General features: G+C 68.0%; 14 protein-coding genes and 1 riboswitch. Of the genes, 7 read left to right on the forward strand and 7 right to left on the reverse strand.

Annotation, left to right across the window (positions count from 1 at the left end; genetic code table 11):
* Positions 1-9: 9 nt before the first annotated feature.
* From U9J23_RS05645 to U9J23_RS05655, 3 genes are read right to left on the reverse strand one after another with little or no spacing between them, the layout of a single operon-like run.
* Positions 10-780 carry an ABC transporter ATP-binding protein gene (locus U9J23_RS05645; protein WP_059381597.1) on the reverse strand — a complete coding sequence of 257 codons (771 nt, stop codon included), beginning with the start codon at positions 778-780 and terminating at the stop codon, positions 10-12.
* Positions 777-1,562 (reverse strand): ABC transporter permease, encoded by a 786-nt coding sequence (locus U9J23_RS05650; RefSeq protein ID WP_059381596.1) that lies wholly within the window; start codon positions 1,560-1,562, stop codon positions 777-779. The genes U9J23_RS05645 and U9J23_RS05650 overlap by 4 nt, the downstream gene beginning before the upstream one ends.
* Positions 1,540-2,553, reverse strand: a complete 1,014-nt coding sequence (locus U9J23_RS05655) for an ABC transporter substrate-binding protein (protein ID WP_059381595.1) — start codon at positions 2,551-2,553, stop codon at positions 1,540-1,542. Before U9J23_RS05655 ends, U9J23_RS05650 begins: the two co-directional genes overlap by 23 nt.
* 36 nt (positions 2,554-2,589) lie before the next feature.
* A riboswitch (TPP riboswitch) is annotated at positions 2,590-2,686 on the reverse strand.
* A 321-nt stretch (positions 2,687-3,007) separates the two neighbouring features.
* Between U9J23_RS05655 and U9J23_RS05660 the strand changes: the two genes are divergently transcribed.
* On the forward strand, positions 3,008-4,696 hold the full coding sequence (locus tag U9J23_RS05660; RefSeq protein WP_326601794.1) for a hypothetical protein: 1,689 nt from the start codon (positions 3,008-3,010) through the stop codon (positions 4,694-4,696).
* Between the two features lie 6 nt (positions 4,697-4,702).
* Here the strand turns inward: U9J23_RS05660 and U9J23_RS05665 are convergent, their stop codons facing one another.
* Positions 4,703-4,849 carry a hypothetical protein gene (locus U9J23_RS05665; RefSeq protein WP_167388352.1) on the reverse strand — a complete coding sequence of 49 codons (147 nt, stop codon included), beginning with the start codon at positions 4,847-4,849 and terminating at the stop codon, positions 4,703-4,705.
* Positions 4,850-5,069: 220 nt separating this feature from the next.
* Between U9J23_RS05665 and U9J23_RS05670 the strand changes: the two genes are divergently transcribed.
* On the forward strand, positions 5,070-5,264 hold the full coding sequence (locus U9J23_RS05670) for a hypothetical protein (RefSeq protein WP_059381617.1): 195 nt from the start codon (positions 5,070-5,072) through the stop codon (positions 5,262-5,264).
* 144 nt (positions 5,265-5,408) lie between these two features.
* On the opposite strand, the gene U9J23_RS05675 is transcribed toward U9J23_RS05670, so the two are convergent.
* Positions 5,409-5,606, reverse strand: a complete 198-nt coding sequence (locus U9J23_RS05675) for a CsbD family protein (protein ID WP_026060957.1) — start codon at positions 5,604-5,606, stop codon at positions 5,409-5,411.
* A gap of 119 nt (positions 5,607-5,725) precedes the next feature.
* On the opposite strand from U9J23_RS05675, the gene U9J23_RS05680 reads away from it, so the two are divergent.
* Positions 5,726-5,902 (forward strand): hypothetical protein, encoded by a 177-nt coding sequence (locus tag U9J23_RS05680; protein WP_167388353.1) that lies wholly within the window; start codon positions 5,726-5,728, stop codon positions 5,900-5,902.
* 44 nt (positions 5,903-5,946) lie between these two features.
* Here U9J23_RS05680 and U9J23_RS05685 read toward each other — a convergent pair whose 3' ends face one another.
* On the reverse strand, positions 5,947-6,966 hold the full coding sequence (locus tag U9J23_RS05685; protein ID WP_085469010.1) for a magnesium transporter CorA family protein: 1,020 nt from the start codon (positions 6,964-6,966) through the stop codon (positions 5,947-5,949).
* 57 nt (positions 6,967-7,023) lie between these two features.
* A complete protein-coding gene (locus U9J23_RS05690) occupies positions 7,024-10,524 on the reverse strand; it encodes a serine/threonine-protein kinase (protein ID WP_106200466.1) in 3,501 nt (1,166 codons plus the stop codon).
* 159 nt (positions 10,525-10,683) lie between these two features.
* Between U9J23_RS05690 and U9J23_RS05695 the strand changes: the two genes are divergently transcribed.
* The 4 genes from U9J23_RS05695 (at position 10,684) to U9J23_RS05710 (ending at position 14,617) form a co-directional block, all read left to right on the forward strand.
* Positions 10,684-11,040, forward strand: coding sequence for a hypothetical protein (locus U9J23_RS05695; RefSeq protein ID WP_059381592.1), 357 nt, complete (start codon positions 10,684-10,686; stop codon positions 11,038-11,040).
* A 7-nt stretch (positions 11,041-11,047) separates the two neighbouring features.
* Positions 11,048-12,175, forward strand: a complete 1,128-nt coding sequence (locus tag U9J23_RS05700; protein ID WP_059381591.1) for a class I SAM-dependent methyltransferase — start codon at positions 11,048-11,050, stop codon at positions 12,173-12,175.
* 96 nt (positions 12,176-12,271) lie between these two features.
* Positions 12,272-13,114 carry a Bax inhibitor-1/YccA family protein gene (locus U9J23_RS05705; RefSeq protein ID WP_059381590.1) on the forward strand — a complete coding sequence of 281 codons (843 nt, stop codon included), beginning with the start codon at positions 12,272-12,274 and terminating at the stop codon, positions 13,112-13,114.
* 117 nt (positions 13,115-13,231) lie between these two features.
* Positions 13,232-14,617: a cystathionine beta-synthase gene (locus tag U9J23_RS05710; protein ID WP_016691267.1), complete on the forward strand. Its 1,386-nt coding sequence runs from the start codon at positions 13,232-13,234 to the stop codon at positions 14,615-14,617.
* Positions 14,618-14,629: the final 12 nt, after the last annotated feature.

Below are 14,629 nucleotides of genomic sequence, written 5' to 3' on the forward strand. Positions count from 1 at the left end.
GGCCGGTGACTATCCCGAGGGCAACCTCCGTTGCGCCTCGTGTCGTGACCGGTGCAGGACCTCCATGAGCTCGTGTTCGAGCGCCACGAACTCGCTCGACGCGCACGCCTCCAGGGTTCGGGGTCGGGGCAGGTGCACGCGTACCTCGTGCCGGACCCGCGCCGGTCGCGGACCGAGGACGACGACCCGATCGGACAACAACACCGCCTCGCGCACGTTGTGCGTCACCATCAGCACTGTCCACCGGTGCTGCTGCCACACCTGTTGCAGCCACAGCTGCATCTCGGTGCGGGTGAGCGAATCCAGGGCGCCGAACGGCTCGTCGAGCAGGAGCACGTCGCGCCCCTGCAGCACCGTGCGTGCGAGCGACGCGCGTTGACGCATACCGCCCGACAGTTGGTGCGGGGCAGCGTCCTCGAAGCCTGCCAGGCCGAAGGTCGGCAGCAGTTCGCGGGCGCGGGCGCGAGCGTCGGATCGTTGCACACCCTGCACCTCGATACCGAGGGTGCAGTTGTCGAGTACCGTCCGCCACGGGAACAGCAGATCCTTCTGCGGCATCAGCGCGACCCGCCCGGGTGCCGCGGGGGAGTCGCCGACGAGAACCTCTCCGGCGTCGGGCTGTTCGAGTCCCGCGACGATCGAGAACAGCGTCGACTTGCCGCACCCGCTCGGCCCGATGAGGGACACGAACTCGCCGGGCTCCACAGCACAGTCGATGCCGTCGATCACCGCCCGGTCGCCGTACGACTTGTGGACCGAGGCCACCGTCACCGCATTCATCTCTCACCCCTCGTGAGCGCCCACGGCGCGACCACCCGTTCGACGACGAACGTCAGCGCGTACAACAGGAGTGACAGAGCAGCGGTCACCACTACGGCAGCGAGCACGAGATCGGTGCGGAACGAGTTCTTCTGCGTGCTCATGTAGATGCCCAGACCGGATGTCGCGCCGACGTATTCCGCGAACACCGCACCCACTACGGCGTAGGTGATGCCGATCCGCAGGGCGGTGAAGAAGCGGGGGAGCGCGGACGGCAGGCGCACGTAACGGAACTGCTGCCACCGCGACGCGCCCATACTGCGCAGCAACGCGCCCGCCTCCCGGTCGGCCGCCGCGAACCCTTCGAGCAGCCCGATCGCGACGGGGAAGAACGTCACCAGCGCGATGACGAGGATCTTCGGCAGCAGTCCGAAACCGAACCAGATGATCATCAACGGCGCGATCGCGATGATCGGCAGGGTCTGCGACACCACGAACAACGGCACGAGTGCCCGCCGCAACCACGGCGAGAAGTCCACGACGATCGCGAGGGCCCACGCCAGTGCCAGCGACACGGCGAACCCGACGAGCGTGACCTGCAGTGTGGACCAGGCGTGCCCGGCGATGTCGACGCGATGCGCCCATCCCTGTGTGAGGACGCGCGCGGGAGAGGGCAGCACCTGCGGTCGGATACCGCTCACCACGACGTATGTCTGCCAGATCCCGACCAGCACCCCGGCGACGAGCAGGGAGGGTAGGAATCGACGTGCGTGGCCGGTGTCAGCGGTCTTCGAGGTAGTCATCGGTGACATAGGTCGACCAGTCCGGCTCGGTGGTCAACGGGCTGCCGTCGGGGCCGGACAGCACGCCGTTCTCGTAGAGGAATCGGGCGTAGCCCGACCATTTCCCGGCGTCGAGGACCCCGACGGCGCCGGCGGCGTCGCGCATGTAGTCGGCGGCGAGCATGCGCTGGCTCTCGTAGACGAGTTCCTCGTCGGGGAAGGCCCCGGGATTCGCCTCGATCAGCGCCCGTGCCCCGCGATCGGGGTCGTCGGCTGCGATCCGGTAGCCCTGGTGCAGAGCCTGCACGAAAGCGCGCGCCTGCTCCGGGTTCTCCGACATCCAGTCCTCGTTGCCGTCGACGACGATCGCGTACGCATCGGGGAAGCCGTGGTCGGTGAAGCCGAAGTACCGCATGGGCAGTCCGCGGTGTTCGGCCTCGAGACCCTCCCACGCCAGGTACGACACGGTGAAGTCGGCGGTCGACGAGTAGACCGCCTCGTACGACGACGTCCCGAGCGTCACGCTCTCGAACTCACCGCGACCACCATCGTTGCGGATCACCTCGGCGAGCATCTCGTCCTCGCCGGGGTTCGCGAAGCCCGCGAAGGTCTTGCCGTCGAGATCCGCGGGCCGCGTGATCTCGGCGTTGTCGGCCCGCACGGCGATTCCCGTCGCCCAGTGCTGCAGCGGTGCGAGGACCGCGACGGTCCGGGAACCCGCAGCTCTGGCGATGGTCGACGTGGCGTGCGTGGAGATCCCGAACTCGGCGCTACCGGCGTCGACGAGGGTGTCGGGCGTCGCGTTGTTGTACGGCAGGATCTCGACGTCGAGACCCGCCTCGGCGAACAGGCCCTCCTGCTGCGCCACGTACAGGCCGGTGTGGTTGGTGTTGGGCGTCCAGTCCAACGCGAATCGGATGGTGTCGCTCCCGGAATCGGACGAGCACCCGACGACCGCGGAGAGTGCGGCGACGAGGGTGATCAGTCCGGCGAGAGTCCGCCGCGCGTTCACTGCGCCGGCAGGGGACGGATCGATGTGGGGGCAGGCACGGTCATATCGGGACATCCCTTCGTCAGCATTACCTGATCAGGTTCGACGGGTGTGATCTCAGCCCCGCTCGTGCGGAGCACCCCGTGTCACGGGCGACCCTAGCACCATGCCCTCCGGGATCACCGGGGCGGCCGCAGAACGGAAGATGTGACCCGAAGTTACGGAAATGCCCAGGTCGGGACGTCACCCTCACATTTCACCCGTAACGGAAGGGTCGAAGGTCCCGACTATTCGAGTGATCGTCCCTGTCACCTCCCCCCCGACGACAGGGGCCATCGGTCTGCGCACGTCTCCCCCTGGCGTGGACGATGAAGGGCCCGTCGGTGAACTCCGACGGGCCCTTTCTTCTGTCGTTTCCGTGGACCCGACTCCCGCAGCGGTGTTCAATACGCACGAACCGATCGGGGGATGGGGAATGCGCGCAATGATGGGTGCCGCACTGGCTGCGGCAGTGATGGGAAGTGTGCTCACGGCGCCGGTGGTGTCGGCGGAGACGAGCGGACGCACCGAAATGCCGTATGACTCGTCGGCGCCGCTGGCCGGCGAGGTGCTCGGGTCCGTGGTGTCGATACCCGCACCGCTACCGCCGGTGGCCGGACCGCGACCTGCCGCGTGCGACCGGCTGTCGTATCTGCGGTGGCGTTCGGCAGACGGACCGGAGAATTCGGCCGACGCCGACCGGATCCTCGTCGCCCAACCGGGAATCTTCGAGGGAGCGGGTGCATTCGAGAGCGTCGCGCGCAACACCGTCGTCGCGGCCGCGACTCGCGGTGCCCACATCGAGTTCTGGGCACTCGACCGGCGATCGAACTGCCTCGAGGACCACACCGGTACCCGGGCGGCATTGCGGACGGGTTCGCTCGACACCGCGACCGACTACTACTTCCACGGTGCCGAAGTGGACGGGCGACGATTCGCCGGCCACGCGAGCGGCGCCGACGTCGCATGGCTCTCGCATGTCGGTCTCGAACAGACGCTGCGCGACCAGTACGACCTGCTGCGTCACGAACTTCCCGACCCGGCGCTGCGGAAGCGGAAGGTGTTGTGCGGCGGGCATTCTCTCGGCGGTTTCATCACCGGCTACTTCGCGGAATGGGACTTCGACGGAGATCCCGCCACCACCGACGACGCAGGTTACAACCAGTGCGGCGGGTACTTCGCGCTCGATACGGTGATTGAGGCGGGCGCGCCGTTCCCGGGGCGGGGTGCCCTCCCGGATCTGCCCGACACGGTCTCGGCACCGCTCGATGCGATCTCCGGCTCCATCTCGACGGCATCGCCGGTGCTGGCACTTCCTGCGGTCATCAATCCCGAGACGACGAATCTGCTCGCACTCACGGGACTCGCCGCGCGATTGGACCCGGACAGCACCGACGGCATCGTCCCGCGCATGCCCGACAACCCGAACGTCGACTGGACGTTGCGCACTCTGTTGTCGGGGGACTACGCGATGTTCGCGACGGGCGACCCGGATGTGCGGACGTTGAACGCGACCAACGAGGCGGTGCTCGGTGCGATCCTCGACGACAATTCGCAACCGCTGGGATTCCTGCAGGCGAGCGTCGGATTCATCACCGGTGCGCCCGTGCGCGACAAGCTGTTTCCTGTTCCCGGCACGCCGGAGGTGCTCGGGTCGGGATTCTTCGGCGACGCGCCCAAGGCGTCGCCGGCGGTGTTCGCGGATCCGGGAGTCGTCTACCGGTGGCTCGACTACGACGAGGTGGGTACGGCGGCGTCGTCATCCGACGAGGCGCGGTACACCGATCGGGGGAGCGAGGTGACGTCGATCGCGGAGCTGGCGCGGAATCTGTCGGAGCCCCCACTGGATTTCACCGAGTGGTACTTCCCGTCGAAGCTTCCGTTCGACCTGGCGTCGGCAACCCGCTTCGAAGGTCATCTCCACCGCGACGGGGTCACCCGCAATCCTGTGGTGACGCTGGTGGCGAGCGGCGGGATCTCGTTGCCGGAGACGGACCATCCGAACGAACGCAGGTGGGTGCTGCCCGGATACAACCACATCGATGTACTCACTGCGGCCGCCGATCAGAACGACGGGCGGCCCGAGCAGGTGTCGCAGGCACTGGCCGACTTCGCGGCCGGGTGATGCGGATCAGGCGCCGCGCGCGGAGAAGATCGAGGAGTAGTCGTGGGGGGCGGTCACCTCTGCGACAGCGGCCACGTGCTCGATCTCGGCCTCGGCGTCGGGAGAGGTGGGGGCGAGAAAAAGAGGGTTGTCGAATTCTTTGTGCTGGCTCATGGCCATCCTTTCGGGGTGCGGCCGGGTAGACCCCGGCCGGGGGCAGTGCGAAGAAGAGGGGCCGCGGTACACGCGGCGGGGAACTCTCACGTCCGGTTCGGAACCTTCGGGCACCGAGGTGCGAGGTCGCTCATCATGTGCGAGCCGAACGATGACTCCACCCTACACCAGAAGGTTCCCGGAACGTTTGACCGGCGAGTCGCGTGGGAAGACACTCGGCATGGCTACCTACAGAGTGATCGACCCGACCGGGAACGTCGTGGATACCAAGGAGATCGAGAGCGCGGACGATGCGCACGCCTGGTTCGTCGACCAGCGCGCCGACAACAGCGAACTCGGCTGGCGCATGGAGGCGCAGAACGAGCAGGACGGTACCTGGCACTTCTTCGACGACACCGAAGGCACCTCGAAGTAGAAGTAGTCCTTGCAGCACCCCGTGAGAGCGGGGTGCTGCAAGCACCGGTCGGATACGGTGCGCAGCATCCGAACAGCGCGGTGCGGAGCGCCCGAACAGCGCGGTGCCGGTAGTCGTAACTACCGGCACCGCGCAGTTCAGGGGCTACTTCTTGAAAGCGTCCTTGACGTTCTCTACGGCATCCGAAACCTTGTCGCCTGCCTGCTTCAGACCGCTGGAGGTCTGGTCGCCGCGGCCCTCGGCTTCGAGATCACGATCGCCGGTCGCCTGACCGGTGTTCTCCTTGATCTTGCCGCCTGCTTCTTCTGCCTTGTGCTTTGCCTTGTCGACGAAGTCGGCCATGGGATCCTCCCGTGTCATCGAACGTTGCCCTGACGGAGTACCCGACCCGAACAGCCTGAAACCGAACACGACCGGCTCGTCCGTGTCAGACTTCGACACAGACAGCCAGGAGGAGACCGATGTCGCATCCCACCAGCTCCGGTCCCGAGAACAACGATCCGATCGGGGACGCTCCCGACGCCGATCCCGAGCTCGTCCGTGACGGGCCGGTGCAGCGCCGGCGTTCGGCAGGTGCGGTGATCGCCGCCGTCGCGGTGGTCGTCGTGATCGTCGTACTGCTCGTCGTCTTCCTCTGAGCAGCGTCTTCCTTCCGGCAGCGTTCCCCTGAACGGGGTGGGGATCACAACCAGTCGCGGCGCTTGAACAGCACGTACAGCACGATCGCAGACACCACCATGATCCCGACCCCGCTCATCAGTCCCCACCACTCGCCGACTCCGGGATAGGGCACGTTCATGCCGTACCAGCCGGTGACGGCGGTGGGGACCGCGATGATCGCGGCCCACCCCGTCAGTTTCTTCATGACGATGTTCAGGCGCGCGTCCTGCAGCGACAGGTTCGTCTCGAAGACGGTGTTCACCATCTCGCGCAGTGAGTCGGTCCACTCCGCGGCGCGCATCACGTGGTCGTAGAGGTCGTTGTAGGAGCTGTCGAGTTCGGGGTGGCGGTGGCTCTCGGCGCGGGTCCGCAGGACGGCGTTGACGACCTCGCGCATCGGCAACACGACCCGCCGGAGCTGCACGAGTTCCTTGCGGAGCCGGTAGACGCGTTGCTGGATCTGCCGGGTGGAGGCGCCGTCCTCGAAGAGGCAGTCCTCGAGGTCCTCTGCGGCGTCGTCGAGTTCCTGGATGGTCTCGAACTGCCCGTCGACGACCGTGTCGAGCAGTCCGTGGATCAGCGCGCCGGGCCCGTACTGCAGCAGGTCGGCGTTCTCGTCCCACCGGCGCACCACTTCGTCGATGTCGAACGGAGTGCCGCGGCGAACGGTGATGATGCCGCGAGGCAGGACGAAGGCGGAGATCCGCGTGGTGCGGAGCCGGGACTCGTGCGCCTGATCCTCGTCCTCGGAATCCGGGAACAGGTGTGTCGCGTAGACCGTCAGGAAGGTGTGGGTGGCGTAACGGGTGGCCTTCGTGCGCTCGCCGTGCGCGAGCGAATCCTCGACCGCATACGGGTCGAGGTTCCATTCCTCGGCGAGTTCGAGCAGAGCCGTGTGCTCGGGATCCCACAGATCCACCCAGACGAGGGCCTCGGGATCGGCGAGATGCTCCGGGACGGCGGAGAGCGGGAACCCCTCGTCGACGAGTTTCCCCTGGGTCCACCGCCGGGTCCGGATGGAGTTGTCGTATCGGTTCGTCACCTCGGCAGTGTCCCCGAAATCGGCGGGCTTCACACCACGTTCCCGTGACGACCGGGCTCACACGACCGGGCGATGCGGCGTCTCCACCAGTCGCAACGCCTCGCGGACGAACTCGACGTCGATCTGCGGCCGATGGGCCGGCCACCGGCCCTGTTCGATCCGTTCCCGGATCGATGCGAGCGTGGAGATCACGTGCGGTCCGCCGTCGGTCAGGTAGCGCACCATCCCGCGCGCCGCGCACGCGTCGATCACGACGGCCAGGGTGTCCTCGGCCTCGTCGATGCGTCCGGCCGCGTGCAGGCAGGACGCGAGCAGGCGGTGGGCCTGCAGGTGGGCGCGGGGACGCGAGGCGGTGCGCTGCACCCACATCCGCGCCCATTCGACGGCCTGTTCCGCCGCGCCGGGTTCACCGCTGTCGCTGAGCAGCCGGATCGCGGTGGCGTCCTCGATCTGGAGGGTGATCTCGACGGTTCCGTCCGGATGGGGTGTGGTTTCCTCCGGCATCGTGCGGGTCGGCGTTCCGGGTGCCATGAGCCCGAGCCGGACCTGCTCGTTCTCGAGGCGTGCCCGCAGGCGCGGCAGTCCGTGCAGGGCCGCGACCCGCAGTCCTTCGGCGAGCAGGGCGACGGCGGCATCCCGGTTTCCCTGCAGCATCTTCAGGCGGGCAGCGGTACCGAAACGGGCGATGAGGAAATCCGTTCCGCCGCCTTCTATTCCGAGCAGGTTGCTCTCGTCGAGCAGTGCCTCGGCCTCGGCGATCCGTCCCTGTTCGTAGAGCAGTTCCCCGAGCATGGCAGCGGCGAGGCGCCCTCCGTGGGTGTGGACCCCGCCGTTGCGCCGTGCTCGGCGCAGCGCTGTGCGGAAGTACTTCTCGGCCGCGGCGACGTCGAGTCGTTCGTTCGCGGCGATACCGCACAGGCACTGACCGTAGATCGACGCGAAGGGCCCGCGGGTCTCGCGGTGATAGGGCTCCGCCCATTCCTGCCGCCGGATCGCGGAGGCGAAATCGAAGCGGAAGATGTCGGCGTACGACGCGAAGTCGGCTGCGGCCGCCACCACCCACGGGTGCACGGACGTCGGATCCTCCAGACACGGCGCGATGAGTTCGTAGATACCGTCGATGCGGTCGGAGTTCATCAGGACCGACGCCTCGACAGCGTCCGCCTCGATGCGGAGTGCTTCGACGTCGTAGCCGTCCGGCACCCCACGATCGAGCAGTTCCCGCACTGCCGCGAGGGTTCTGCGGCACCGGTCCAGTCGCAGCAGCGCACTGTTCGCCCAGGCCTGCGCGAGCAGCAGGCGCGGATCGTTTACGACGGCCCTCGGCGGCAGTTTGTCGATCAGGGCGAGCAGCGTGGCGATGTGGCCGTGCTCCATCAGGTACATGCCGTCGTCGGCGAGCAGGTCGACGGCGAAGTCGGTGTCGTCGGCGGCGAGGGCGTGGTCGACGGCCTCCTGCAGCATGCGGTTGCGGGCGAACCAGTCGGCGGCGGTGCGGTGCAGGTCGGCGACCTTGTCGGGATGGTCGCGTTCGAGACGCCGCCGCAGGAAGTCGAGGAACAGGTGGTGATAGCGGAACCACACGCGTTCGTCGTCGACATGGCGTAGGAACAGGTCGCGTTCCTCCGCCTCCTCGAGCATCGCCTGGCTGTGCGGATCGCCCGTGAGTGCCGCGGCGAGTCCGCCGCTGATCGATTCGGTGATGCTGGTCGCGAGGAGGAACTCGTACATCCGGGGTTCGAGGCCGGCCAGGACGTTGTCGGCGAGGAACTCACCGATCGCGTGGTGCCGGCCGGTGATGTTCTCGATGAGCCACGACGGATCGTCGCTGTCGCGCAAGGACAACGATGCGAGTTGCAGGGCCGCGGCCCACCCTTCCGTGGTGCGAGTGAGATCCTCCACGTCCTCGGGGTCGAGGTCTATCCCGCCGATGTCGCGCAGGAAGGCGTCGGATTCGTCCACGCCGAATCGCAGTGCCGTCGAGTCGATCTCGACCAGTTCGTCGCGAACCCGCATGCGGCTGAGCGGAAGTCCCGAACGGTTGCGGCTCGTCACCACGATCTGCAGGTGATGGCATCCGCGGTCGAGCAGGAACTCGAGGGCGGCGACGGTCTCCTTCGACGTGACACGGTGCCAGTCGTCGATCACCAGTGTCGCCGCGGTGTCGGTGCGGTGCAGTTCGTCGATGAGGGTGCACAGCACGTACCGTTCGGCCTCGTCGCCGTGCGCGTCGAGGATCTGTCCGAGCTCGCGCGCGAGAACGGGCCGGATCTGTTTCATGGCCTCGACGAGGTGCGCGAGGAACCACAGGACATTGTTGTCGTCGCTGTCCACCGTCAACCACGCGACCGGCACTCCGTCGGCGGCGAGCACGTTGCGCCACTGCGCCGCGAGGGTGGACTTGCCGAAGCCGGTGGGGGCGTGGATGGCGATGAGGCGGCGTCGTCCCCCCGCCCGCAGGAACGAGATCAGACGGCTGCGTTCGATCAGGGGACGGGACGTCGAGGGCGGCCGGAACCTGGTCGACGGTGCGGTGGACGGACCGGTGCGTCCGGAGATCGTGGACGACGGGCCGGAGACCGTGGAGGCCGGCCCGGTGACCGGTGGCGCCGAACGTGGCGGGAACGGGCCGGACGGCGGTGACCCGGGCAGCGCCATCTCGTCGATCGGCAGGTTGTGGGCGCGCTGGACGTCGCGGAGCAGATCGCCGAACTCGGCGGCGGTCTGCGGCCGGTCCTCGGACTCGGTCGCCATGCCGCGCTCGAGGACCTCGCACACGTCGTCGGGGATGCCCTCGCCGCGCAGGTCGGGGACGGGCTCGGAGGTGATGCGCACGAACTGCGCGACGATCTTCTCGCCCTCCTTCCGCTCGAAGGCGGCGTGACCGGTGATCGCCGCGAACAGGGTCGCGGCGAGGCCGTAGACGTCGGCGGCCGGAGTCGGTGCGTGCCCGCGCAGCACCTCGGGTGCCGTGAACGCAGGGGAGCCGGTGATCTCACCGGCGGTGGTGCGGAAGCCGCCCCCGATGCGGGCGATCCCGAAGTCCGTCAGTTGAGGCTCGCCGTACTCGGTGAGCAGGATGTTGCCGGGCTTGATGTCGCGGTGCAGGACGTCGGAACGATGCGCCGTCTCGAGTGCACCGGCGACCTTCACCCCGATCCGGACGGCCTCCGGCCAGGTGATCGGTCCGTGCCGCCGGATACGGGTGTCGAGGGAGTCGTGTGGGTGGTAGTGCATCACCAGATAGGGCAGGCCCGTGTCCGTCGCGCCGGCCTGCAGCACGGTGACGATGTTGGGGTGGGCGGAGAGTCGTCCCATCGCGCGTTGCTCGCGCAGGAAGCGTTCGAGATCGGCGGGTTCGGGAGAGCGGCGCAGTACCTTCACCGCGACGTCGCGGTCGAGTTCTGCCTGCCGGCAACGATAGACGACACCGAAGCCGCCGCGGCCGATCTCCACAGCGTCGGTGAAGCCGGCATCGTGCAGCGCGCGCACGATGTCGGTCTCTGCGACGTCGACAATCGGCGCGCGCTGAGTGGCGGCCGGATCGTTCTCGGTCATCGGCGCAATCACCTCGGGAAGCCGTTTCCCCAGGATAGTCTCGAAATGTGCACGCCCGCTGCAGATCGTGCGTCGCCCCTGGTCTAACGTGGTCCGGCCGGACCACGGTGCCTCACCGGGAACGGACGAAACGACACTGCGACCAGAAGTGGGACATAGATGAAGAAGACTCTCGCGGCGCTGTTCGGTGCAGGTGTGGTCCTGCTTGCGGCGGCGTGTGGATCCTCGGACGGATCCGACTCGGCCGAGGAGACCACCACCACGACGACCACCTCGGCTTCGGCGGAGGCCGGCACCACGGGCACCAGCGTCGAACTCGGCAAGAGCTACGAGGAGAACTGCGAGGCTCTGCTGCCCTACCTCGACGAGCTCGAGGAGTGGGGCCAGGACCGCGCGGCAGCGGCCCAGGCCGTCGCCGACGCCCAGCAGCAGCTCCCGGCCTGGCAGGACCTCAGCGAGGAGGAGCAGGCCGACACCCTGCGTGCCATCGAGAACGCCGGAAAGGGCGAGTGCTGACGGTCGAGTGTTGATCGACGAGTTGTACGACAGGTTGAGGCGCTTCCCGGATGTGGAAGCGCCCAACCTGTTCGCCGTCGACGGGGCCGATCGTCTGCTCCTCGACGAAGCCGCCTCCGCGCTGGAATCCGCGGCGCCCGGCACGGTCGTGGTCGTCGACGACCAGTACGGCGCCCTCACACTGGGTGCGGCCGTCCGGTTCGGCGCGGAGCGGATCCGGGTGCACCAGGACTCGGTGGTGGCCGAACGTGCCCTGGCCGCGAACGCCGAACGCGAGGGTTTCACCGACCGCTACCGTTCCTGCGGACTCGACGCGGATCTGCTCGCCGGTACCCGGGTGGTGCTGCTGCGTCTTCCCCGCTCGCTCTCGGCGCTGACCGAGATCGCCGAGACCGTGGCCCGCCACGCCGACCCCGAGGTCGTCGTGTTCGCCGGTGGCCGCGACAAGCACATCGGCCTTGCGATGAACGACGTCCTCGCTGCGTCCTTCGCCGAGGTGCGCGCGTCGCGGGGACGGCAGAAATCGCGGGTGCTCACCGCGCGCGGAGCCACCCCCGGACCGGCCTCGTATCCCGTCCGCGAGCGGCTCGACGAACTCGACCTCACCGTCGTCGCGCACGGAGCTGCCTTCGCCGGCCCGCGCCTCGACATCGGCACCCGTTTCCTCCTCGAACACTTCCCGAACCTCGACGCGGACGCGCGGCTCGCGGTGGACCTCGGCTGCGGCACCGGCATCCTCGCCGCGATGCTCGCCCGGCAGCTGCCCGCCGTCCGGGTGATCGCGACCGATCAATCCGCCGCCGCCGTCGCCTCCGCCGCGGAGACGGCCGCCGCGAACGGGCTTGCCGACCGGATCGACACGCTCCGCGACGACGCTGCGAGCTCGGTCGCCGCCGGGTCGGTCGACCTCGTGGTGTGCAATCCGCCCTTCCACATCGGTGCCGCCGTGCACACCGGCGCGGCCCGCAAGATGTTCGACGCCGCGGCCCGGATCCTCCGCCCGGGAGGACAGATGTGGACGGTCTACAACCGGCACCTCGACTACCGCCCCGCGCTGGCGGGCATCGTCGGACCGACCCGCGTCGAGGGCCGCAACCGCAAGTTCACCGTGACCCGGTCGGTGCGGAGCCGGTAGAGTCCGTTTCGTCCGAGCTTTCTCGACGAAACGGGAACTCGTGAGGTCACTGCCTCGTTGAACGGACAGAAGCGACCACGAGAAGGGAAGTGCACGGTGCGCACCACCAGTAACCCGGTGTTCCGCAACCTGCCCAAGCAAGAGGGCGGCGGATACGCCACGTTCGGCTCTGCGACAGCGGGCGCCGCGCAGGTCACCCAGCAATTCGGTCAGCCGCAGACGGATCCGTGGGCACGCCCCACCGACCAGCGGACGATGACCATCGACGACGTCGTCACCAAGACCGGCATCACGCTCGGTGTGCTCACCGTGTCGGCACTCATCTCCTACGTGCTGGTCAACTCCAACGTCGGTCTGGCGGCTCCGTTCGTCATCGGCGGCGGTCTGATCGGTCTCGTCCTGGTGCTGGTCGCGACGTTCGGCCGCAAGATGGACAACCCGGCGATCGTCCTCGCCTACGCGGTGGCGGAAGGCTTCTTCCTCGGCGCGCTGTCGTTCATGTTCACCGACATCACGTTCGGTGGCGCAGGCGGCGCGACTCTGATCGCGCAGGCCGTCCTCGGTACCTTCGGTGTGTTCTTCGGCATGCTCGTCGTGTACCGCACCGGTGCCATCCGCGTCACGCCGCGCCTGACCCGCATGATCGTCGGCGCCCTCGTCGGTGTCCTGGTCCTGGCGCTGGGCAACCTGATCGCCGGCTTCTTCATCGACGGTGGCCTGGGTCTGCGCGACGGCGGCCCGATCGCCATCATCTTCAGCCTCGTGTGCATCGGCATCGCGGCGTTCAGCTTCCTGCTGGACTTCGACTCCGCCGATCAGCTGATCCGCGCACAGGCTCCGGAGAAGGCTGCCTGGGGCGTCGCCCTCGGCCTGACCGTCACCCTGGTGTGGCTGTACGTCGAGATCCTGCGACTGCTCAGCTACTTCCAGAACGACTAGCAGAACGCCACGAAGACCCCGGGCCACGGTCCGGGGTCTTCGTCGTTTCGCGGAGGTCGTTTCCCGGGGTGTACACCGTCACCCTGCCGGAAAGTCACGACGTGGGAACATGGAGTCATGCGCATTGCGGATTCCGTCATCGACCTCATCGGAAACACCCCCCTCGTCAAGCTCAACACGGTGGTGAAACCCGGATCGGGGCTCGTAGCGGCGAAGATCGAATACCTCAATCCCGGCGGCAGCTCCAAGGACCGCATCGCGGTGAAGATGATCGATGCGGCCGAAGCCTCGGGCGAACTGAAGCCGGGTGGGACGATCGTCGAGCCCACCTCCGGTAACACCGGCATCGGCCTGGCCCTGGTCGCGCAGCAGCGCGGCTACAAGTGCGTGTTCGTGTGTCCCGACAAGGTCGGCGAGGACAAGCGCAACGTGCTGCGGGCCTACGGCGCCGAGGTGGTCGTGTGCCCGACCGCCGTCCCGCCGGAGCACCCCGACAGCTACTACAGCGTCTCCGACCGTCTCGCCCGCGAGCTCCCCGGCGGCTGGAAGCCCAACCAGTACTCCAACCCGGGTGGCCCGGCGAGCCACTACGAGACCACCGGCCCGGAGATCTGGAACGACACCGACGGCAAGATCACGCACTTCGTCGCGGGCGTCGGCACCGGCGGCACCATCTCGGGCACCGGCCGGTACCTCAAGGAGGTCTCCAACGGTGCGGTGAAGGTCGTCGGCGTCGACCCCGAGGGCTCTGTGTACTCGGGCGGCACCGGCCGGCCGTACCTCGTCGAGGGTGTGGGTGAGGACTTCTGGCCCTCCGCCTACGACCCGTCGATTCCCGACGAGATCATCGCCGTCTCCGACGCCGACTCGTTCGAGATGACCCGTCGCCTCGCCCGCGAGGAGGGCCTGCTCGTCGGTGGCTCGTGCGGCATGGCCGTCGTCGCCGCGCTGCAGGTCGCCGAGCGTGAGGGCCCCGACGCGGTCGTCGTCGTGCTGCTGCCCGACGGTGGCCGCGGCTACATGTCGAAGATCTTCAACGACAAGTGGATGGCCAGCTACGGCTTCCTGCGCGCGCCGCTCGACGGCAAGCCCGACGACTCCACCGTCGGCGACGTGCTGCGCGGCAAGAGCGGCGACCTGCCCGACCTCGTGCACACGCACCCGTCCGAGACGGTGCGCGACGCCATCGAGATCCTCCGCGAATACGGCGTCTCGCAGATGCCGGTCGTGGGTGCCGAGCCGCCCGTCACCGCAGGTGAGGTGGCCGGTTCGGTCAGCGAGCGCGAACTGCTCAGCGCGGTCTTCGAGGGTCGCGCGCATCTCGCCGATCCGGTCGAGAAGCACATGAGCCCGCCGCTGCCGAACATCGGCGTGGGCGAGTCGATCGACGCCGCCACGAAGGCGTTCGGCGACACCGACGCGCTCATGGTGATCGACGACGGCAAGCCCGTCGGTGTAATCACCCGCCACGACCTGCTCGGATTCATCTCTCAAGGCCGATAGGACACAGATCTT

The organism is Rhodococcus sp. PD04, from assembly GCF_035918275.1.
GTDB classification, from domain to species: domain Bacteria; phylum Actinomycetota; class Actinomycetes; order Mycobacteriales; family Mycobacteriaceae; genus Rhodococcus; species Rhodococcus rhodochrous.